Annotated in this window: 20 protein-coding genes; 11 read left to right on the top strand and 9 right to left on the bottom strand. The window is 65.2% G+C overall.

All coding sequences use genetic code 11. The features are described 5' to 3' along the window. Positions 1-47: 47 nt before the first annotated feature. Together ykgO and galE are read right to left on the bottom strand one after the other, a co-directional pair. Positions 48-173 (bottom strand): type B 50S ribosomal protein L36, encoded by a 126-nt coding sequence (gene ykgO / locus HHL27_RS12265; RefSeq protein WP_054122357.1) that lies wholly within the window; start codon positions 171-173, stop codon positions 48-50. 94 nt (positions 174-267) lie between these two features. Beyond that, positions 268-1,269, bottom strand: coding sequence for a UDP-glucose 4-epimerase GalE (galE, locus tag HHL27_RS12260; RefSeq protein WP_169493724.1), 1,002 nt, complete (start codon positions 1,267-1,269; stop codon positions 268-270). 166 nt (positions 1,270-1,435) lie between these two features. Between galE and HHL27_RS12255 the strand changes: the two genes are divergently transcribed. From HHL27_RS12255 to HHL27_RS12235, 6 genes are all read left to right on the top strand, one after another. After that, entirely contained in the window at positions 1,436-2,164 is a 729-nt protein-coding gene (locus tag HHL27_RS12255) for a DUF4136 domain-containing protein (RefSeq protein WP_169493723.1), read from the top strand. Between the two features lie 60 nt (positions 2,165-2,224). Beyond that, complete coding sequence (locus tag HHL27_RS12250) at positions 2,225-2,821, top strand: DUF4136 domain-containing protein (RefSeq protein WP_169493722.1); 597 nt, start codon at positions 2,225-2,227, stop codon at positions 2,819-2,821. Beyond that, positions 2,818-3,948: a M14 family metallopeptidase gene (locus HHL27_RS12245; RefSeq protein ID WP_169493721.1), complete on the top strand. Its 1,131-nt coding sequence runs from the start codon at positions 2,818-2,820 to the stop codon at positions 3,946-3,948. The genes HHL27_RS12250 and HHL27_RS12245 overlap by 4 nt, the downstream gene beginning before the upstream one ends. Before the next feature lie 30 nt (positions 3,949-3,978). After that, positions 3,979-4,113, top strand: a complete 135-nt coding sequence (locus HHL27_RS22715) for a hypothetical protein (protein ID WP_277350575.1) — start codon at positions 3,979-3,981, stop codon at positions 4,111-4,113. Between the two features lie 130 nt (positions 4,114-4,243). Beyond that, the gene (locus HHL27_RS12240; RefSeq protein WP_169493720.1) at positions 4,244-6,007 is read left to right on the top strand and encodes a hypothetical protein; all 1,764 of its coding nucleotides are present in this window, start codon (positions 4,244-4,246) and stop codon (positions 6,005-6,007) included. A 116-nt stretch (positions 6,008-6,123) separates the two neighbouring features. Further along, positions 6,124-8,187 carry a TonB-dependent receptor gene (locus tag HHL27_RS12235; RefSeq protein ID WP_169493719.1) on the top strand — a complete coding sequence of 688 codons (2,064 nt, stop codon included), beginning with the start codon at positions 6,124-6,126 and terminating at the stop codon, positions 8,185-8,187. Between the two features lie 4 nt (positions 8,188-8,191). On the opposite strand, the gene HHL27_RS12230 is transcribed toward HHL27_RS12235, so the two are convergent. After that, positions 8,192-8,701: a (2Fe-2S)-binding protein gene (locus HHL27_RS12230; protein WP_169493718.1), complete on the bottom strand. Its 510-nt coding sequence runs from the start codon at positions 8,699-8,701 to the stop codon at positions 8,192-8,194. A gap of 47 nt (positions 8,702-8,748) precedes the next feature. Then, positions 8,749-9,516, bottom strand: coding sequence for a class II aldolase/adducin family protein (locus HHL27_RS12225; RefSeq protein WP_169493717.1), 768 nt, complete (start codon positions 9,514-9,516; stop codon positions 8,749-8,751). 30 nt (positions 9,517-9,546) lie between these two features. Here HHL27_RS12225 and HHL27_RS12220 point away from each other — a divergent pair, with 30 nt between their 5' ends. After that, the gene (locus tag HHL27_RS12220; protein ID WP_338114893.1) at positions 9,547-10,176 is read left to right on the top strand and encodes an SOS response-associated peptidase; all 630 of its coding nucleotides are present in this window, start codon (positions 9,547-9,549) and stop codon (positions 10,174-10,176) included. 112 nt (positions 10,177-10,288) lie between these two features. Beyond that, complete coding sequence (locus HHL27_RS12215; RefSeq protein WP_169493715.1) at positions 10,289-10,906, top strand: TonB family protein; 618 nt, start codon at positions 10,289-10,291, stop codon at positions 10,904-10,906. A gap of 7 nt (positions 10,907-10,913) precedes the next feature. On the opposite strand, the gene panC is transcribed toward HHL27_RS12215, so the two are convergent. Next, positions 10,914-11,768 (bottom strand): pantoate--beta-alanine ligase, encoded by an 855-nt coding sequence (panC, locus tag HHL27_RS12210; protein WP_338114892.1) that lies wholly within the window; start codon positions 11,766-11,768, stop codon positions 10,914-10,916. Between the two features lie 129 nt (positions 11,769-11,897). Here panC and HHL27_RS12205 point away from each other — a divergent pair, with 129 nt between their 5' ends. From HHL27_RS12205 to pgmG, 3 genes are all read left to right on the top strand, one after another. Next, entirely contained in the window at positions 11,898-12,722 is an 825-nt protein-coding gene (locus HHL27_RS12205; protein WP_206069578.1) for a division plane positioning ATPase MipZ, read from the top strand. Further along, on the top strand, positions 12,719-13,009 hold the full coding sequence (locus tag HHL27_RS12200; protein ID WP_169493714.1) for a J domain-containing protein: 291 nt from the start codon (positions 12,719-12,721) through the stop codon (positions 13,007-13,009). Before HHL27_RS12205 ends, HHL27_RS12200 begins: the two co-directional genes overlap by 4 nt. Before the next feature lie 86 nt (positions 13,010-13,095). Then, positions 13,096-14,499 (top strand): phosphoglucomutase/phosphomannomutase PgmG, encoded by a 1,404-nt coding sequence (gene pgmG, locus HHL27_RS12195; protein ID WP_169493713.1) that lies wholly within the window; start codon positions 13,096-13,098, stop codon positions 14,497-14,499. Positions 14,500-14,591: 92 nt separating this feature from the next. On the opposite strand, the gene HHL27_RS12190 is transcribed toward pgmG, so the two are convergent. The 4 genes from HHL27_RS12190 to HHL27_RS12175 are packed head-to-tail and all read right to left on the bottom strand — an operon-like array spanning position 14,592 to position 20,084. Further along, a complete protein-coding gene (locus HHL27_RS12190; protein ID WP_169493712.1) occupies positions 14,592-15,794 on the bottom strand; it encodes a tetratricopeptide repeat protein in 1,203 nt (400 codons plus the stop codon). Beyond that, a complete protein-coding gene (locus HHL27_RS12185) occupies positions 15,794-18,010 on the bottom strand; it encodes a GumC family protein (protein WP_240959740.1) in 2,217 nt (738 codons plus the stop codon). The genes HHL27_RS12190 and HHL27_RS12185 overlap by 1 nt, the downstream gene beginning before the upstream one ends. Positions 18,011-18,027: 17 nt before the next feature. Further along, on the bottom strand, positions 18,028-18,753 hold the full coding sequence (locus HHL27_RS12180) for a polysaccharide biosynthesis/export family protein (protein ID WP_206069577.1): 726 nt from the start codon (positions 18,751-18,753) through the stop codon (positions 18,028-18,030). Positions 18,754-18,761: 8 nt separating this feature from the next. After that, a complete protein-coding gene (locus HHL27_RS12175) occupies positions 18,762-20,084 on the bottom strand; it encodes an O-antigen ligase family protein (protein WP_169493710.1) in 1,323 nt (440 codons plus the stop codon). Positions 20,085-20,170 lie beyond the last annotated feature (86 nt).

Here is a 20,170-nt window from a genome sequence, read left to right as displayed (position 1 = left end):
CAAGGCAGCAGCGCTGCGCCGGCCCCGCGAACGGAGCCGGTCCGCAATCAGCCCTGGCGGGCCTTGAAGCGCTTCTGGGTCTTGTTGATGACGTATGTGCGGCCGCGACGACGGATCACGCGGTTGTCCCGGTGACGATCCTTGAGCGACTTCAGGCTGTTGCGAATCTTCATGTCCGAATCCCTTTGCCCGAAGCGACCGGGCCGAAAATTGAAGCCGCGCCGTTACCGGGGGGCTGGTGATAAGTCAACTGCGGCGGGCGATGAGTCAGGCCTCGCCGCGAATCTCGGTCAGCTTGCGCTCCCAGGCGAGCGCGTGAGTCACGATCGTTTCAAGATCGGCATACTGCGGCACCCACGGCAGCGTTTCTTTGATCCGCCGGTTGTCCGAGATCAGCGAATCGGGATCGCCCGCGCGGCGGCCTTCCATGCGGCGGTCGATCGTGCGGTTGGTGACGCGATCGACCGCGTCGAGCACTTCGAGCACCGAAAAGCCCCGGCCATAGCCGCAATTCATGGTGAGCGAGCGTTCGGGCTGTTCGATCAGCCCTTCCAGCGCCAGCACGTGCGCCGCGGCAAGGTCCGACACGTGGATGTAGTCGCGCACCCCGGTGCCATCGGGCGTGGCGTAGTCGGTGCCGAACACGCCGACGCTGTCGCGCTTGCCCAGTGCCGCTTCCACCGCAACCTTGATCAGGTGGGTGGCGCCCGCCGTGGACTGGCCGGTGCGGGCCTGCGGATCTGCGCCGGCAACGTTGAAGTAGCGCAGCGCGCAGAAGTTCAGCGGATGGGCCCTGGCCGTATCCGCCAGCATGATCTCGGTCATCAGCTTGGACATGCCGTAGGGATTGATCGGCTGCTTGGGGCTGTCCTCGGTCACCGGCGAGACTTCGGGGATGCCGTAGGTCGCCGCGGTGGACGAGAAGATGAAGTGCTTCAAGCCTCCGCTTACCGCCGCGTCGATCAGCGCGCGGCTCTTGGCGGTGTTGTTGTGATAATACTTGAGCGGGTTCTCGACCGATTCAGGAACGATGATCGAGCCGGCGAAATGCATCACGGCCTGCGTGCCCTGCTCGGCAAAGATCCGGGCCAGCAGCGCGCCATCCTCGATGTCGCCCTCGTAAAGCGGAACGCCGTCGGGTATGGCAAAGCGGAAGCCGGTGGTCAGATTGTCGATCACGGCGACCGGCCAGCCGGCATCCTTGAGGGCGAGGACCGCGTGGCTGCCGATATAGCCTGCGCCGCCGGTAACAAGGACTGGTACCTTCATCTGCCGAATCACCTTCGATTGCCGCGATTCCTTTCGCACTAGCAGCATAAAGCGCCGCTTAAAGCGACGAAGGGAAACCTGCCATTTCGCGTTCAGGACAGTGACAGCGCTCGAGGGGCACGAGCGACCACGCGGGATCGCAACCCACAGACGGAACCAGACAACAATGAGCAGCCGTGCCGCACTTTCCCTCCTTCTCCTTGGCCTGCCCTCGCTGGCGCTGGCGCAACCCTACTTTGGCGATGGGCCGATGGGATCGCGCTGGGACCACATGGATCGGCTCGACCGGGGCGCGCGGCAGGGGATCGAGCCTTCGAAGAAGGTCGAAGTTACCGCCTATCGCGCGGCGGATGCCGGAGACCGTCTGGGCAAGGGACGCATCGTCGTTGCCGCGCTGACCGCGGGCGAAGATGCATCGGACGCGGACTGGAAGCTGCCGGTCTACGAAGCGGCCGTGGTCGATCAGCTTGCGGGCCGGGGTTATGACACCGCCAACGCGCAGGATCCCGGGCAGGTGGTGCAGGTGGGCGTAAGCCACCGTGTCGTGCTGCCGGCCGAAGAGCCACACAAGCCGGTCAGCGGTGCGATGACGACATACGTGTCAAATCGCGGCAGCGGCTATGGCCTGGCGCTGAATGTCGACTTGTCCAAGCCGAAGAAGGCCATCGTCGAAACGCGGCTCGATGTGCGCATCCGCGACAAGGCGAGCGGGGCGACGCTGTGGGAAGGCCACGCCGAGGCGCAGAATCGCGAAGGCGACGACGGCCTGGACAATGGCGCGGTGGCCGGACGGCTGGCCTCGGCACTGTTTGCCAAGTTCCCGGAGGGCAAGGTGGTCGATGCGGCCAATATCGGCATGGCGCCGCCGCCGCCCGCCCCGGCCGATGCCCAATGACATTGCGGGCCGGCGGTTAGGCCCCATATCCTTCACGATCGCTTCGTGAAGGATTTTGCCATGCGTCGCTTCCTGTCCTCTCCCGTGGCCCTGGCCGCCGTGCTGGCGTTCGCCGGCCCCGCGCTGGCCGCGCCGGTCGAGGTTACGCGCTTCCACACCCCCGAGACCGTTGCCCTGCTCGGCAAGGGCGCCGTGTTCGTGACCGGTGCACCCGGGACCGATCCGCAATCGCTGCAGGCGGCGCCCTGGGTCGATGCGGTCGCGCGCGAGCTTGGCGCGCAGGGCTTCGGCTTTGCCACGGCGGGCGCAGCGGACAGGATCGTCGAGGTGCGATTCGACCAGGAAACGGTGCGGCAGGGCCGTGAACGCGGACCGGTGTCGGTCGGAGTGGGCGGCGCAACCGGCGGCTGGAACAGCGGCGTCGGCCTGGGGCTCGGCTTCAATCTCGGCGGTGGGCCCAAGGATGTGGTCCACACCCGGCTGGGCGTGGTGATCCGCGACCGCGCGACCGGCCGCGCGCTGTGGGAAGGCCGGGCGGAAAGCGCCGAAAAGGCCGGGGCGGCCAGCGGGCGGACCGATGTCCTGTCGCGGCGAATGGCCCACGGGCTGTTCCAAGGGTTTCCCGGCCGCTCGGGTGACACTATCAAGGTGAAATGACGATCCATATCGACGCCGCCTTCGACAGCGGGAACATCGAAGTCCTGTCCATCGACGGCGCCACCGCGACGCTGGCGATTCGCAAGGACCACCAGTCCGATTTCTTCCAGTGGTTCCACTTCCGCGTTTCCGGCGCCGAAGGCCGGCAGCTGGTATTGCGCATCATCGGCCTTGCTGCGTCGGCCTATCCGGGCGGCTGGCCGGGATATCGCGCGGTGGTGAGCGAGGACCGCGAATTCTGGGGCCGGACCGATACGTCCTATGATGCGGCCGAGGACGGCGGCACGCTGACGATCCGCCACACCCCGTCGGGCCCCGCCTCGTTCGCCTATTTCGCGCCCTACTCGCTCGAACGCCACGCCGATCTCGTCGCGCAGACCGCGCAGTGCGAGGGGGTGTCGCATCGCGTCCTTGGGCAGAGCCTCGATGGCCGGCCGATCGATTGCCTGGAATTCGGTGAAGGTCCCAAGCAGGTGTGGCTCTACGCGCGCCAGCATCCGGGCGAATCGATGGCCGAATGGTGGATGGAAGGCGCGCTCGACCTGCTGACCGACCCGGCCGATCCGCATGGCCGCGCCTTGCGCCAACGCTGCACCTTCCATGTCGTGCCCAACATGAACCCGGACGGATCGGTGCGCGGCCACCTGCGCACCAATGCGGTCGGCGTAAATCTCAATCGCGAATGGGCCGAGCCGAGCGCCGACCGCTCGCCCGAAGTGCTCTGCGTGCTCGAAGCGATGAAGGAGAGCGGAGTCGACTTCGCGATGGATGTCCATGGAGACGAGGCCATTCCCCACGTGTTCCTGGCCGGTTTCGAAGGGATCCCCGGCTGGAACGAGGCGCAGGGCGAGGGCTATCGCCGCTATCGCGCCATCCTCGAACGCCGCACGCCCGATTTCCAGACCAGGCGCGGTTACCCCGAGGCACGGCCGGGCACGGCCAACCTCGCGATGTCGACCAACCAGCTGGCCGAGCGCTTCGGCGCCGTGGCGATGACGCTGGAGATGCCGTTCAAGGACAACGACGATCTGCCCTGTGCGGCGCAGGGGTGGAGTCCGGAGCGGTCGAAGCTGCTGGCGCGCGATTGCCTTGCCGCGCTGCACGAATGGCTGGTCGAGCGGGGCTGATCTTTACGCCCCGTTAACGCGCGGGGGTGCATGTCTGCGGACATGGCCCATGCGATCGCCCTTCGCCACGTTCCGGCGCTGCCCGTCACCAACTGGCTGCGCAGTGCCATCGTGCTGTCCTGCGCGGCAGCGCTGATCCTGGCCGACAAGGCACTGCCTTTCTGATTCGGGTGCGGTCCTGCACGGACTAACCCCTAGGCGCGCACTACCCCGCCTTTGCCATCGCTGTGGTTGATGCAGCCAACGCCCGGAACATCGGGCGTCGGCAGCAAGACGAACGGGCGCTCGGGACAAGATGGCACGACCACCGCATACCGCAGGGGAAACCGCAGCGCCTGCGCGCAAGCGCAAGGCAAGGCGTCCCGACCTGCCGCCGGTCCCGCCGCCGCCCGTCCCGCAGGCACCGGTCGCCGACGACCCGCTCGGCGAGCCGGAGCGGCCTGCCGATCCGGTAGATCCGGTAGCGGCCGGATCCATCGATTTCGACGATCTTCTGGGAGATCTGGCCGGTCCGCCAAACGGTGAGACGTCTGCCGAGACGAAGGTCCTTCCACTAGCGGAGATCGAAGAAGAAGCCTTGGCCGATGCCCCGGACGACGAGGTCGCGGGGCTGGAAGCCGAGGCTGAGCCAGCGCTGCCGTCCGAGCCCATCGCCGCGAGCGAGGACGCACCGACCGACCTGCTGGACGATATCCTGAACGAATTGCCCGCACCCGCACCCGCGCCCGATGAGGATCCGCTCGACGCCATTCTGGGCGAGTTGTCCGCAGCTCCTGCGCCACCATCGGCCGAAGTTGATCCCCTCGACGACATCCTTGGGGCTTTGACGGCGGCGCCCGCTCCTGCGGAAGTTGCGGCCGTCGATCCGCTGGATGACATTCTTGGCGAACTGGCGGCAGCGCCTGCTCCGCCTGCCCCGCTCGAGGCTGTCGAGATCGACCCGCTGGAGGATATCCTCGGCGAATTGCCTTCTGCGCCCGCCCCGGTCGCAGCGGAGGTCGATCCCTTGGACGATATCCTTGGAGAGCTGCCGGCAGGACCCGTTACGCCGGCGGTCGAAGCCGATCCGCTGGATGACATCCTGGGTGAATTGCCGGCTGCTCCTGCCGCCGAGGACGACCCGCTCGACGATATTCTTGGGGAACTCGCCCCCGCAAGCGAGAGCGCGGTGGTCGAGGGGGCGGCAGCATCGGCCGAAGCGGTGCCGGCTGCACTGCCTCCCGTTTCGCTCGATGACATGGACGATCTCCTCGGCGAGATGGAAGCCTCCGCGCCAGCGGCGGCCGTGGCGCCCGATGGCCCGGATGAGACTGCGGCCGGCAAGAAGCGTGCGAAGCGCAAGCTGCCCGCCATTTCCGTGCCGCCGCGCGTCCGCCGGCTGGCGCTGATCGGCACGGGGCTCGTCGCTACGCACGCGCTGGCCTTCTGGCTTGGCTCGCTGTCGCACGTGGCCGCCAATCCGGAAGGGCCGGCGGCTGGGGCCAGTGCCGAGGCCGAAGTGAACGAGCCTCCGGTCGAAGGCATTGCGCGCTTTGCCGGCAAGCCTATCGACGCGAGGATCGACGGCCAGACGATGTTCGAAAGCGAGGAGTTCCGCTCTGCCGTCGACGAACTGATCGGCGGGCAGGAGGCGGCGAGCGCGATCGAGGAACTGCTCCCGACGATCCGGGCGACCGAGCCGATCGTGCGCAAGGGGGAAACGCTGTCGTTGCGCGGCTGCAACCCTGCGAGCTGCGGGCTCGAGAACCTGACGGTTCATTACGACATCCAGAGCAAGCAGGTCGAGATCTGCACGACACGTCCATCGGGCGATCCGCCGTTAGCGATGTCGACGCTCTACGACGAACAGGGCGCACGCGAGGTGGAGAACTGCGAGGGCTATCCCCATCCGCCCCAGCCCAAGCCAAAGCCCAAGCCGGTGGAGGAGGCCGAGCCCGACAATCCGGCAGATCTGACGTTCAGCGCCAAGGATGCCGACCATGGCTCGATCAGCGATCGCATCCACGCCGAGCTTGAAAAGCTGCGCGAAGGCAAGAAGCGCAAGCGCCGGTACGAGTAGCGGCTTGCCCAAGGGGATAACGCCAAGGCCGGAAAAGCTTTTGCGAGCAATTCGCACTTTCTCTTGCGATTGAGAACGCGTCGCATTAACGGGGCGGTTCGTAAGGGGAACCGTTCATGATCCGCCAGGCTGTCCTGCTCGCAGGCGTTGCTGTTTTGATGCCTGCCATCGCGCAGGCCGAAGAAGTCGTTGCCGATGACGGCCGTGTCGCCATCGTGGTGACCGGCAAGGCCGACGGTTACCGGCCCGAGGACGCCAACGCGATCAAGACGCCGACTCCGCTGGTCGACGTGCCGCAGAGCGTGGCCGTGCTGACGCGCGAACAGCTCGACGATCAGGGCGTCACGCAACTTGGCGATGCGCTGCGCTACGTGCCGGGAGTCGTTCTGGGGCAGGGCGAAGGGCATCGCGACCAGGTCAACCTGCGCGGCCAGAACACAACGGCCGACTTCTATCTCGACGGCCTGCGCGACGATACGCAGTACTATCGCTCGCTCTACAACATCGAGCGGGTCGAGGTGCTCAAGGGCGCGAACGCGCTGCTGTTCGGGCGCGGCGGGGGCGGCGGCGTGGTCAACCGCGTCAGCAAGACCCCCGCTTTGGACAAGACCATGAGCGCTGCAACCGCCGGGGTGGATACCTTCGGCGCATTCTCCATCGCTGGCGACCTCAACCAGCCACTCGGCAGCAATCTGGGCGCCCGGCTCAACGCGACTTACGGGGAGTTCCGCAACCACCGGCAGGATTTCAGCGGGCGCTTCATCGGCATCAATCCGACGCTGGCCTTTGAACCGGATGCGGATACGCGGGTCGAACTGTCGTACAACTACGACGATGACGATCGCACCACCGACCGGGGCGTGCCTTCGATCAACGGCAAGCCGCTGCAGGGCTACGACGATACCTTCTTCGGTTCGAAAGCGCTCAACGTCGCGCGGGTAAGGGCGCACATTGCGCAAGCCCGGCTCGACCACCAGCTGGCCGACAACCTGACCTTCAACGTGATCGGCCAGTACAGCCACACCGACAAGTATTACGGCAACCTCTTCGCCAACACCGCGGTCAACCCAGCGACCAACACGCTGACCCTGTCGGGCTATTCCAGCGCGACGGTCCGGGACAGCTGGATCGGGCAGACCAATCTCGTCTGGGAAGGGCGCACCGGTCCGGTGGGACATACCCTGCTCGCCGGATTCGAGGTCTCGAGCCAGGACACTTCGGGCCTGCGGATCGATCCCGTGTTTCCGGGTGGGGCGAGCGTTGTCCTGGCCAAGCGCCTGACGATCCCCGTGGCAACGTTCACCGGCACCGCGCGCGTGACCGACAGCAAGGTCGATACCTGGTCGGCCTACCTGCAGGACCAGATCGAGCTGGCGCCCTTCCTCCAGATCGTCGGCGGCATCCGCTATGATGAGTTCAGGATAGAGGGGGCGGTCAACGGCGCCGGCGCGCGCCGCACCGACAGGAAATGGTCGCCGCGTGCGGGCGTGATCCTCAAGCCGCGCCGGAACATGTCGATCTATGCCAGCTTCACGCGCAGTTTCCTGCCGCAGTCGGGCGACCAGTTCGGCTCGCTCGATGCAACGCAGGCTACGCTCGATCCCGAGCAGTTCGAGAACCTTGAGGCAGGGCTGAAGTGGGACATCCACACCAACCTCGCCTTCACCGCCGCGATCTATCGCCTGACGCGCGACAATTCGCGCTTCAACAATCCGGTGACCGGCCTTGCCGAGTTGTCCGGTCGGACGCGCGCGCAGGGCGTGGAGTTCTCGCTGGCGGGCCGCATCCTGCCCGATTGGCAGGCAAGCCTCGGCCTCGCCTGGCAGGAAGGCGAAGTGCGCTCGGCAACTGCGTCCGCGCCGGCCGGTCGCACGCTCAGCCAGTTGCCGCACCTGCAGGCCTCGGCCTGGACGCGCTATGACGTTACCAAGCGCCTCGGGCTGGGACTGGGCGTGACGCATCAATCGTCGATGTTCACCACGATCAGCAACACCGTGCGGTTGCCGGCGTGGACGCGGGTCGATGCAGCGGTGTTCTATGAACTGAACGACCGGCTGTCGTTGCAGCTGAATGTCGAGAACCTGTTCGACACCGACTATTTCCCCTCGGCGCACACCGACAACAACATTACCACCGGCAAGCCGATCAACGCGCGTCTGACCGTCCGCGCAAAGTTCTGACCGGTCAGAGGCCGGGGGTTGTCGCGGTCTGCGGTGCGGGGAGCGGCACGCCCCGCTCTTCGCCGCGAAGGATGCGCCCGGCGCGCTGGATCGCCTGCGTGATGCGGGGATAGGTGCCGCAGCGGCAGATGTTGGTCACGGCTGCGGCGATATCGGCATCGGTCGGATTGGCGTTGCGCGCCAGCAGCGCCGCTGCCGTCATCACCAGCCCCGGCGTGCAGAAGCCGCACTGGATCGCCTGTTCCGACACCAGCGCCTGCTGCACCGGGTGGCTGCGATCAGGCGAGAGCCCCTCGATCGTGGTCACGCTGCGCCCTTCCGCCTCGCCCAGCGAAAGCGTGCAACTCGGCATCGCCTGCCCATCGATGATCACCGTGCAAGCGCCGCATTCGCCGCTGCCGCAGCCATACTTGGTGCCGGTCAGGTTTGCGGCATCGCGCAGCGCCCACAGCAAGGGGGTATCCGGTTCGAGCCGGAACTCCATCGGCTGGTTGTTGACGGTGAGCTGCGCCATCCCCTGCCTCTAGCGCAAGGGCAGGGGCTTGGGAATCCGCGCGGGCGTCAGTCGCGCCAGCTGCGATCGATGCGGTCGATCCGGCGGACCCAGGCGGCAAAGTCGGTCTCGCCCGGGCGGGTGCCGGGCACCTGAACTTCGCGAAGATCGCGCTGATGCACGGCGACGACCTCGTCGGGCACCACGATCGGCTTTGCCCCGGTCGAGAGCACCGCCAGCTGGATTTCGCAGGCGCGCTGCAGGCTCCACTGCTGGACGAACATCTGCTGGAGCGACGGGGCGAGCACCACCGGGCCGTGGTTGCGTAGCATCAGGATGCGCTTGTCACCCAGGTTCTTCAGCAGTCGTTCGCCCTCCTCGGCGCGCACGGTGACGCCCTCGAAATCGTGGTAGGCGAGCTGGCCGATGAAGTTGCAGGCGTAGAAGTTGATCGGCATCAGCCCTTCCTCGAGGCTGCACACCGCCATCGTCGCCGTGGTGTGCACGTGCGCGATCGCATGGGCCCAGGGCAGGTGCCGGTGGAAATAGGCGTGCTGGGTGAAGCCTGCCTTGTTCACCGGATACTTCGAGGCGCCGATGTTGTTGCCGTCGATGTCGATCTTGACGAGATTCGAGGCGGTGACTTCGGAATAGAGCAGGCCGAACGGGTTGATCAGGAACGCGTTGTCTTCCCCTGGCACCTTCAGCGAAATGTGGTTGTAGATCGATTCGGACCAGCCGAGATGATCGTAGATGCGGTAGCACGCGGCCAGCTCCTGCCGGGCTTGCCATTCGGCATCGGAACATTCGATGTTGGGGCGAAGGCTGGTGGCCATGGCTCTCTCCGGCGTGATCTGTTCTGGGGTATGGTTTCGATGTGCAACTTGTATCGCATGACCAGCAACGCGCAAGCTATCGCCGCCCTGTTCGGCACCGATGTTGGCGGTCGCAACGTGCCTGCCTTTCACGAGATATATCCGGGGCACGAAGCGCCCGTTCTGATCGGAGCAGAGGACACGCGGCTGGAGATGATGCAGTGGGGCTGGCCGCCGTTCGGGCAGGTGAAGCGGCCGATCACCAACGTGCGCAACCTGGCTTCGCCGATGTGGCGCGCAGCCCTTGCCGATTCCGCGCGGCGGTGCCTCGTTCCGGTGACCGAATTCTCCGAATGGTCGGCAGAGCCCGATCCTGCCACCGGGCGCAAGATGAAGCACTGGTTCGCGCTGCGCGATCAGCCGCTGTTCGCCTTTGCCGGGGTGTGGCGACCGACGGCAGACGGGCCGCGCTTTGCCTTCCTGACCTGCGCTGCAAACCGCATCGTGGGCGCGGTCCATCCCAAGGCCATGCCTGTCATCCTGCGCCCGGGCGAGGAGGCAAGGCGCTGGCTGTCGACTGATGCGCAGGGCGCTTGGGCAATGCAGCGCAGCCTTGCCGACGACCTTATGCACGAAGTCGCGATCGACGATCCCCCTTCCGCGCAGGGCCTGCTGTTGTGAGTTCTTGAAACAGATTTGACATCGAAATGTAACAAATTGCCCGTGAAGCCGCGCGGGACTACCGTCGCATCCCGGACATCGCACCGGGCAAGATGCCAGTGAAGAGGATGCCATGGTCCCACTTTTCCTGCTTGCGGCCGCCGCGGCGGTTTCCGCGCCGGCCGGCGTTGCCGACCCCGACATTCCGGGCATGGTGACGGCGCTGGAGTATTCGCCCGAGGCGCGCGCGGCGGGCCGATCCACCGCCGCCACGATCGAAATCCGCGTCGACCCGACGGGTCGGCCACAGGACTGCAAGGTGGTCTCGGCGCTCGGCGATGCGCATCTTGCCCGCGACGTGTGCAAGATCGCTTCGAGCAAGCGCTACAACCCGGCCAGGCTGCGCGATGGCACGCCCGCGTTCGCCGTGGTCACCACGCTTGTCAGGCTCTATGTCCCCGGTCCCGCAACGCAGGACATAGCGGCCGCGCGGCTGCAGCCGGTTGCCGAGGTCAAGGTCGCCCAGTTGCGCGGGAATGCTGCCAGCGAAGACGTCACCCTGGTCACGACGGTCGATCCGTCGGGCAAGGTCATCGAATGCGGCCCCAAGCTGGAGGAGCAGCGCAGTCTGGCCGAGGCGATCTGCACGCACACCGGCCTGTTCCATCCCGCCATCGTGAAGGACGAGAACGGCCAGCCGATGCCTTACATAGCCGAAAGCCTGGTACGGGCCTGGGCGACGAAGAACTGAAGCGGGCTCAGGCGAGCGCCATGTTGTCGATCAGGCGCGCGGAGCCGATTCTGGCCGCCACCAGCAGTCGCGCATCGCGCCCGTCGTAGGCGGTCAGTTCCTCAAGCGTTGCTGCATCGCGCAAGTCGGCATAGTCGATTGACTTGAAACCGCTCGCCAGGACATCGTCATTCAGCGCCGCAAGTGCCGAGGCAACGGAGGAGCCGCCGACGATGCTGGCGATCGCCTTGCGCATGGCGCGATTGAGTCCCGCTGCCTGTTCCCGCTCCTCGGCCGAAAGGTACTGGTTGCGGCTGCTCATGGCGAGGCCGTCGGCTTCGCGCACCGTCGGCACGCCGATGATCCGGTCGACGTGCGGCTGGCTGAGATCGAGATCGCGCGCCATGCGGCGGATGATCGCCAACTGCTGCCAGTCCTTTTCGCCGAACAGCGCGAAATCGGGACGGACCTGGTTGAACAGCTTGCACACCACGGTAGCGACGCCGTCGAAGTGCCCGGGCCGCGCCGCACCGCACAGGACGGCGTCCAGTCCGGACACGGAAATGTTGGTCGCGTAGCCTTGCGGATACATGACATCCACGGTCGGCGCCCAAAGCAGGTCGACCCCTTCCGCTTCGAGCAGGGCGGCATCGGCGGCGAGCCGGCGCGGGTAGGCGTCAAGATCCTCGTTGGGCCCGAACTGGCGCGGATTGACGAAGATCGAAACCGTGACGTGGTCCGCCAGCTTCTTTGCCTCGCGCACCAAAGTCAGGTGGCCTTCGTGCAGGGCGCCCATCGTCGGCACGAATGCGAGGGTTTTTCCCCCGTTTCGAAGCGCATCGACGGCTTCTCGCAGGGCTTCTAGCCGATTGTTGATTTGCACGAGCGCGGCCTCTCCTTTAATCCCCTGACAGGGCTTTGCGGTTGCGGGGTGCACCCCTAATCGCATGGCTCTGCCGGCAGCAAGCCCGGCCATCGACAGATCAAACGTTTAGCAGAGAGAGCCGCAACCTTGTCAAACGGACCGCACCGCATCGTCTTTGCCAACGAAAAGGGCGGGACGGGCAAGTCGACCACGGCGGTCCATGTGGCGGTCGCGCTGGCCTACCAGGGGGCGCGGGTCGCAACGATCGATCTCGATGCGCGGCAGCGGACGATGCACCGGTATTTCGAGAACCGCGCCGAGACCATGAAGCGGCGCAACATCGCTCTGCCCAGCGCCAGCTTCGGCGTCTATGGGCACGACAGCGCCGCAGGGCTCGACGATCTGACAGCGCAGTTGAGCGACGGGCACGACTTTATCGTCTTCGACACCCCGGGCCGCGACGATCCGCTGGCGCGCCATGTCGCGACGCAGGCCGACACGCTGGTCACCCCGCTGAACGACAGCTTCGTCGATTTCGACCTGATCGGCCAGGTCGATGCCGAGACGTTCAAGGTCCGCCGGCTGTCGTTCTACGCCGAACTCATCTGGGAAGCGCGCAAGAAGCGCGCGATGGCCACCATTCAGGATGCCCGGCGCGAGATGGATTGGGTCGTCGTGCGCAACCGCACCGGCTATACCGAAGCGCGCAACCAGCGCCGCATCGACCAGGCGCTGACCGAGCTGTCCAAGCGCGTGGGCTTCCGCGTCGCGAGCGGCCTGTCCGAGCGCGTGATCTATCGCGAGCTGTTTCCGAGCGGGCTGACGCTGCTCGACAAGGGTCACCTCGGCGAGCTCGGCACCAGCCACCTCGTCGCGCGGCAGGAACTGCGCACGCTGGTCGCAGGGCTCAACCTGCCGATGCCTTCGTCCGCTGCGCAGCCAGTGCAGGCGGAACTCGACGGGGTTGCATGATCAAGCTGTTGTGGATCGCTTTCCTCGTCAGCGTCGTCGTCAAGATGCTGGCAGGCAAGTGGCCTTGGGAACTCGTGGGCGGCAGCGCTCGTTCGGAAGGTGAGCAACGCGCTCGCAATCTTCTGGGGGTAGCCGCGGCAGCCAGTCGCGAAGACATAATCGATGCCCATCGCCGTCTGATCGCCAGGGTCCACCCGGACCGGGGCGGGACGTCGGAAGCCGTGCACGAAGCCAATGCCGCGCGGGATCTCCTGCTCGGTCGCCTGGGAGAGCGAAGCAAGGGGTGAGAACCGCGTTTTCTTGCGCGGTTGTTTAAGATCTGTCCCTATTCCGCCCGACAGTGCGAATTGGCGACCAACGAGGGACAGCCTGCATGACTCACAAGTTCCACGCCACTATCCTGCGCGAATACGACATTCGCGGTATTATCGGGCAAACGCTCGGGTCTGATGATGCGCGCGCCATTGGCCGAAGCTTTGGCACCCGGATCGTGCGTGCTGGTGGCAAGCGCGTTGCGGTCGGCTACGACGGTCGGGTCAGTTCGCCGATCCTTGAGCATGCGCTGGTCGAAGGGCTCAATGCGAGCGGCGTCGACGTGGTGCGCGTTGGCATGGGGCCGACGCCGATGCTGTACTACGCTGCTGCGTCACTTGATCAGATTGATGGCGGCATCCAGATAACCGGCAGCCATAATCCCGCCAACTACAATGGCTTCAAGATGGTATTTGAGGGGCGTCCGTTCTTCGGGCCAGATATCCTCGACCTCGGCACCCTGGCCGAGACCGGGGACTGGACTTCCGGAAACGGGACGCACGAGACGCTCGATATCATGGACGAATATGTCGAGCGGCTGCTGAAGGGGCTCGACGGCATCGACAGCGCGATGCTCGAGCGACTGTCGATCGCATGGGACTGCGGAAACGGCGCTGCCGGACCTGTGGTCGAAAAGCTCACCGCGCGCCTTCCGGGCAAGCACACCCTGTTGTTCACCGAAGTGGATGGCAACTTTCCCAATCATCATCCGGACCCGACCGAAGAGAAGAACCTTCTCGATCTCAAGAAGGCTGTCGCGGATGGTCAGCTCGACTTCGGAGTGGCTTTCGATGGCGATGGTGACCGCATCGGTGCGATCGACGGGGAAGGCCGGATCATCTGGGGTGACCAGCTACTGATGATCTATGCCGAGGACCTGCTCGCCATGGAGCCCGGGTCCACGATTATCGCGGATGTAAAGGCCAGCCGCGCGCTGTTCGACAGGGTGGCCGAACTGGGTGGCAAGCCGCTGATGTGGAAGACCGGCCATTCGCTCATCAAGTCCAAAATGAAGGAGACTGGCAGCCCTCTCGCCGGCGAGATGAGCGGTCATGTGTTTTTCGCGCACCAGTACTACGGCTTTGATGATGCTCTCTATGCCGCCATCCGCCTGATCGCGGCTTCTGCCCGACTCGGCAGATCGGTGACAGAGCTGCGCGGCGCGATGCCGGCCATGATCAACACGCCCGAATTGCGGTTCCAGGTGGATGAGAGCCGCAAATTCGCGGTGATCGACGAGGTAAAGGCCCGGCTCGAAGCGGAGGATGCCGACGTCAACGCTACCGACGGCGCCCGCGTCAACACCCCCGACGGATGGTGGCTGCTGCGCGCGTCGAATACGCAGGATGTGCTCGTGGCCCGCGCCGAAAGCTACTCGCAGGACGGGCTCGATCGCCTGATGGGCATGATCGACGCACAACTCGCCGCATCCGGGCTCGAGCGCGGTCCGCAAGCGGGGCACTGATCGCACCTGCCGTCGCCCGGCACTGACCAGGCGACGGCAGCCTCAGCTTGCGGGGGTCTGGTTCGCGGCGCAATCGCGGCGAAAGCGAAGGATCAGGGCTTAGCCTGGCCCAGGGTAGACATGGCAACGCCCGTGAGACGGGCGACGCCATCGCCGGGCGCAAGGCCGAACGACAGCCACGGCGCGTCACAGCTGCCATCGCTTTCCAGGACCGCACTGCGCAATCCGTTGGGGCCTGCCTCACCAGTCTGCCACTCGACGCCATGGCCACAATCGAGGCCGGCCACGATCCGGGTGGTTGGCGCGCCGCTCTCGCTCAACGCCGTCCATGTGACCCGATATCGGCCCGCCGGAAGCAGCAGCATCTGGCGGACGAAGACTGTCGGCATCGCCACCTTGCCGTCGACGGCAAGGGCGCGTTGACCAGGCCGCTGCCCCGGCTCCGGAAACACCGAAATGTTGCCGTTGCCAACGAACGTCCATGACAGCGAGGAACGCGTTTGCGAGACTTCGGCCTGCTGGAAGTCTCCGTCGTAGATCATGGCCTTGCCCGCACCGGGACAGTGGGCGATCCACACGTCGTGCGCGCCGCGCGGATTGCCGAGCGCGATCTCGCGCTGGACGAAAGGCGAGACATCCACACAGCCGAGCTTGCGGCCTTGGTTCGCGACGTCGAGGAGCACCGCTCGGCGCAGGTTGAGCACGGGCGGGGGGACCTCCCAAACGTCGGTCGTGTAGGGAACAAGCCAGTTGGGTCGCTCGACAAGGCGATCGGCGAGGGCCTTGCGCCCGTCCTCGGTCTGTTCGAGCGGATCGAGCAGCTTGCGGTTGGACAGGAGGGTAGGGGTTTGCCGCAGGAGCGCGTCTAGCCGCACGGCAGCGTTCGGATAGTCCTCTACCGCGAGCGATGTCTGCATCCAGTACAGCTGGGTGAGCGGGATGCGCCAGCCCATCTGCGCGGCCACCCGAAATACCCGGTCCGCCCCCGCAGCGTCGTTGGCGCCCAGTAGCGCGGCACCGAGCACGGCGGTGCTGCCCGGCTCGATCGGTGTGCGCTCGACCGCCTTTTCGGCCAGGGCGCGGGCCCTTGCGGCGTCGCCGATCGACTGGACGGTGGTCGCCTTGTTGCGGAGAGACTGGGCCTGAATGGCCGTGGGCAGCATTCCCGCCAGCACCGGATCGAGTGCGCCCGCCCGGTCCAGTCCGCTGGCAAGCGCCAGCGCCGCATAGGCAATCGCCGAGACGGCGACCAGCAAGGTCCCTGCAGGACGCCGCCGTTCGCCCCCGACGGACATCAGCTGTCAGCCTTCCCCGAGCTTCCGTACTGGTAGTAATCGTAGCCGTAGTAGTCGGTGTAGTACTGGTTGCCTGCCTTGGTGGCTTCGAACTTGGTCAGAACGGCACCAAGGATGATCGGGCGCATCGCCCGCAGGCGGCGGATGGCGCCACGAAGCGAGCCGCGGCGATTGCGGTTGGCTTCGACCACGAAGACGACGCCATCGACCAGGGCCGAAATCAGCGGAGCGTCCGCAAGCCCCAGGATCGGCGGGGAGTCGACGATCACGGTGTCGTAGTGGCGGGCGCCCTCGGTCAGCAGTTCCTCGATGCGGTGCGAGGAAAGCAGCTCGGTCGGGCTCGGCGGGACCGGACCCGACGGCAGGACCGACAGGTTCAGCTGGCCCGTCTGCACCGCGATGCTGGTGAGTTCGGCATGCGAGGTCAGCAGGGTCGAAAGCCCGGCCTCGTTCGGAACGTCGACGCGGCGATGGATCGAAGGGCGACGCATGTCGGCATCGATCAGCAGCACCGTGCGACCCATGCGGGCGAAACCGGTGGCGATGGCAAGGCTGGTGGTGGTCTTGCCTTCGGCAGGCTGCGCGCTGGTCACCTGGATGATCTTCGGCAGGCCTTCGCTTGTCGAATACATCAGCGAGCTGCGGAGCGAGTTGTAGGCTTCGGTCACCGCCGACTTGGGGTCGGCCAGGGCCGCATCCGGATCGTCGTCGCGTGCACCCGGAATGACGCCGAGCAGCGGCATGTCGAGCTTGGGCTCGACATCGTCCGGTACGCGGATCGAGTCGTTGAACTGTTCGCGGACGAGGACGTAGATGCCTGCGGCGACGAAGCCGGCAATCAGGCCAATCAGCAGGTTGCGCAGCAGCTTCGGCGACGACGGGCCGCTGGGCGCCTGCGCTTCGTCCACGATCGAGATGTTGGATAGGCTGACGCCCGCGGTGGCGTTCAGCTTCTTGTAGCGTTCTAGAAGGCCGTCGTAGACCTGCCGGTTGGTATCGGCGTCGCGCGACAGAAGCCCGTACTGCACCGTGCGATCCTGCTCGGCGAGCGTGTCGCCCTTGAGCGAGGCCACCTGGCTCATCAGCTGCTGCTCGGCCTGCTTCGCGGCCTCGTAGTCCGATCGGACCGAGTTCTTGATGTTGTTGGCTGTGATCTGGATCTGGTCGTTGAGCGACTTGAGCTGCGAACGCTTGGCAAGGACAGCCGGATAATCATCGAGGTGGCGGCTCTGCTCTTCCTTGAGCGACGCTTCGACTTCGGCCTTTGCGGTCACCAGCTGGTTGATCGTCGGGCTTGTCAGCACCTCGTTGCTCGACAGCAGCGGCACCGAGCTAATGGCGCGCCAGCGGCCTTCGGCAGCAATCCGCTTGGCCGTCGCGTCATTTGCTGCGGTGTTGAGCTGCAGCAGGCTCGAGGTGGTCACCGAGTTGCTGCCGTTCGAATTGTCCTTTTCATTCCCGCTGCTCGCGCTGCGCGGAATGATCAGGCCATTGCTGCGGGCATAGGCGTTGAGGGCGCGCTCGGAATCCTCGACCTTCTGCTTGGCGAGCTGCAGCTGTTCGCCCAGGAAATTGCGCGCGTAGGACGAACTGTCGAACTTACGCTGCAGGTTCGACTGGATGTATTCGTCGACATAGGCGTTGGCGATCTTCGCCGCGAGCGCCGGATCAGCGCTGGTGAACTCGATCGTCACGATGCGCGAATCGCGCGGCAGCTGGACGTTGAGGCCGGTGCGCAGAAGCGAGGCCGCCATGGCCTGCGCATTGGCAAGCGACGTACCTTCGGCGGGCGGCTTGGAATCCTGCGCCGCGAAGAACGCGGGGTTGCCGGCAAGGTTCAGGCGCTGCGCAACACGCAGGGCCAGGCTGCGGCTCGAAATGACTTCGGTTTGGGTCTTGAGGAAACGGTCCGTGTCGTAGCCAGCGACAACCGGTTCGTCCTGCATGTCCTCTTCGCTAAACACCCGGCTCGAGTTGTCATTGATCTGGATCCGCGCGCCGGCCGTGTACTTCGGCGTGGTGAGCAGCGTCACCACCACGGTCAGAGCCAGCACGACGCCGACGATCACCCCGATGCCGAACAGGTTGCGTCGGGCAACCGCCAGCATGAAGCGCAAGTCGAAGCTCGGACGCCCCAGCCCCTCGCCGAAAAGTTCAGATCCGGCTGCGGATCTTGGAGAGGCGAAACCGGCAAACGCGGTGTTTGTGTCGGACAAGGCTGCGGTCTTTCGGGTCAGTTGAGGACGTTGTTGTTCAACAGGACGAAAACGTTGAGGAGCGGCGCTGCGGTCAGGATGTCACGCCAGACGCCGCGGGTGCTCGAATACCCGACGACGACCATGTCGCCTGCAAGCACGCGCGGATCGGGCGCGTTGCCAGCGCGAATCTGGCGGATGTCGAAGCGGGCACCCATGTGCTGCCCGTTGACGGTGCGGAAGATCATCACCTCGCCGAGCTTGGCGACGTTATTCGGGCTCTTCGCGCGCGCCATCGCGGTCAGCAGGGTGGTATCCGGGCCAGCCTCGAATACACCCGGTTCGCGGACTTCGCCTTCAACCGAATACGTGTTGCGGGTGGTTTCGATCACGATCACCGACACGTCGGGATGGCGGATGTACTTTGCGGCCAGCTTGTCGATGATATCGGCGCGGAGCTGCCTGGGCGACTTGCCTGCGGCGGTGACTTCGCCTGCCAGCGGGACCTGCACGAAGCCATTTGCGTCAACGAAATACTGGTCGGACGTAAGCTCCGGCTCGCCGATGACCCGGATCGCCAGGCGATCGCCGGGCTGCAGGACTTCGGTCACTGACGTGTCCGAGTTACGATCACCGATAGCCTGATAGGCGGCGGCACCCACGGGCAAATGGTTCTGCACTCCGCTGGAACATCCAGCCAGCGCCACTGCCGAAAAACCGATGAGAAATGTGCTGCGAAGATGGCGCATTGTGATGGGTTCCACGAAATAATTCATTCGGGCTTCCGCTCCGGTGCAGGCAGCAGCAGAGCAACCATAATGGCGATCAGACTGGCCATCGACATCGAACGAAAGGGATAGTCCACGATAGAGTGCAGTGCAACAATGGTCATTGCTGCAATCGCGCACGAGATTTGTGCACGGGAAAATGGCTGATGCTTCCGCCATTCTTTCCAAGCAATTACAATGAGATATAGTGAAATTACCAGCATCGCGAGCGGGCCGGCGATGCCGCTCTCCATGGTGTATTCGAGATATTCGTTGTGCGCACGGTTGGGCAACCGCATATCGACGACTTCCAGCCGCTCAGCAGCAAACATGATCGGAACGAAGGTGCCGATCCCTGTTCCGAAGGGGAAGGATTCGTTAATGGCATAGCGTGTGTCGCGCCAAAGCTCGGGACGCGTCTCGTCATCGGTAGAGAAGCGGGACACGACCTTGACGATGCTGCCGTTGGCGGATTGCGCAACCACCAGACCCGCGCCCGCCAGTATGATCAGCGCGCCCAGTCCGGCAAGAAGCGGGCGTCGCGACGAACCCTGGACCTGAAGAAAGGCGATGATTGCCGCAGCCGGAACGGCAATGAGGAGCAGTACGACGCCGGACCGCGATCCGGTCATGAACACGCCCGTGGCAATCATGATCGACAGGACAGCAGAAGCGGTAAGGATCACCACCGGGCTGCGCGGCCGGCTCCGACCCTCGTTCCATAGTCGCAGCGCAGTTACGCCAGCGAGCAGCCCGACCAGAAGGACATCGGCGGTGGTGTTGCGGTTCGCCTGGAAGCCGGTGAGGACGACATCGGACCGATCCCAGAAAAGCAGCACGCCGGCCCTGACTTGCAGGAGGCCCACGAGCAGCGTCAAAAGGCCGATCGCACCGACCACCGCGACCATCAAGGCGCGGTCGCGCCGGCGCATGCTGGCGACCATGACCAGTAGCAGCAGCGGCGGAATACTGGCGAGGAGGGACGCAAGCGTCCGGTCAGGTGCCATCGAAATGGAACGCCAGCTGTTTTCGGCCCCAACCAGCTTCAGCGCTTCGATTTCGGGTGCGCGGCCGGGGAGCGCCTGCCACACCGACGGCGGCAGGGGGACCAGCTGGACCAGCGGGACCAAAAGGAAAAGCGCTGCAATCACCAGCGCAGGCAGCGAGATCTTCGCGTTGCGGCGCAGCATCTGGATGCCCCAGAACGCCGCAATTCCTGCGCCGATCAGTTGCACGGCCAGTTCCAGCAAAGGCGAGGGGGTGCCGCCGCCACCTAGCAGAGTGGAGACGATCAGTAGAAGGATAGCGGATAGGACAACGGGATCCATGCGTCGAAGTCTGTCTTTCCTGGCTCAGGTTCCGGGGGAAAATTAGACATGCAATGGAATTAAGAAACCCCCTCCGAAACGAAGGG

Origin of the sequence: Novosphingobium olei (genome assembly GCF_012927405.1) — a bacterium.
In the GTDB taxonomy this organism is placed as follows: Bacteria; Pseudomonadota; Alphaproteobacteria; order Sphingomonadales; family Sphingomonadaceae; genus Novosphingobium; species Novosphingobium olei.
Note: the sequence above shows the minus strand (reverse complement) of the source record. Positions and strands in the feature narration are given on the sequence as shown.

Coding starts and splice junctions, on each gene's coding strand:
- HHL27_RS12225 (WP_169493717.1), bottom strand. CDS start 9,516: ATGGCCACCAGCCTTCGCCCCAACATCGAATGTTCCGATGCCGAATGG.
- HHL27_RS12250 (WP_169493722.1), top strand. CDS start 2,225: ATGCGTCGCTTCCTGTCCTCTCCCGTGGCCCTGGCCGCCGTGCTGGCG.
- HHL27_RS12200 (WP_169493714.1), top strand. CDS start 12,719: ATGATCAAGCTGTTGTGGATCGCTTTCCTCGTCAGCGTCGTCGTCAAG.
- HHL27_RS12230 (WP_169493718.1), bottom strand. CDS start 8,701: ATGGCGCAGCTCACCGTCAACAACCAGCCGATGGAGTTCCGGCTCGAA.
- galE (WP_169493724.1), bottom strand. CDS start 1,269: ATGAAGGTACCAGTCCTTGTTACCGGCGGCGCAGGCTATATCGGCAGC.
- pgmG (WP_169493713.1), top strand. CDS start 13,096: ATGACTCACAAGTTCCACGCCACTATCCTGCGCGAATACGACATTCGC.
- HHL27_RS12240 (WP_169493720.1), top strand. CDS start 4,244: ATGGCACGACCACCGCATACCGCAGGGGAAACCGCAGCGCCTGCGCGC.
- HHL27_RS12255 (WP_169493723.1), top strand. CDS start 1,436: ATGAGCAGCCGTGCCGCACTTTCCCTCCTTCTCCTTGGCCTGCCCTCG.
- HHL27_RS12175 (WP_169493710.1), bottom strand. CDS start 20,084: ATGGATCCCGTTGTCCTATCCGCTATCCTTCTACTGATCGTCTCCACT.
- HHL27_RS12215 (WP_169493715.1), top strand. CDS start 10,289: ATGGTCCCACTTTTCCTGCTTGCGGCCGCCGCGGCGGTTTCCGCGCCG.
- HHL27_RS12235 (WP_169493719.1), top strand. CDS start 6,124: ATGATCCGCCAGGCTGTCCTGCTCGCAGGCGTTGCTGTTTTGATGCCT.
- HHL27_RS12220 (WP_338114893.1), top strand. CDS start 9,547: ATGGTTTCGATGTGCAACTTGTATCGCATGACCAGCAACGCGCAAGCT.
- HHL27_RS12245 (WP_169493721.1), top strand. CDS start 2,818: ATGACGATCCATATCGACGCCGCCTTCGACAGCGGGAACATCGAAGTC.
- HHL27_RS22715 (WP_277350575.1), top strand. CDS start 3,979: ATGTCTGCGGACATGGCCCATGCGATCGCCCTTCGCCACGTTCCGGCG.
- HHL27_RS12190 (WP_169493712.1), bottom strand. CDS start 15,794: ATGTCCGTCGGGGGCGAACGGCGGCGTCCTGCAGGGACCTTGCTGGTC.
- ykgO (WP_054122357.1), bottom strand. CDS start 173: ATGAAGATTCGCAACAGCCTGAAGTCGCTCAAGGATCGTCACCGGGAC.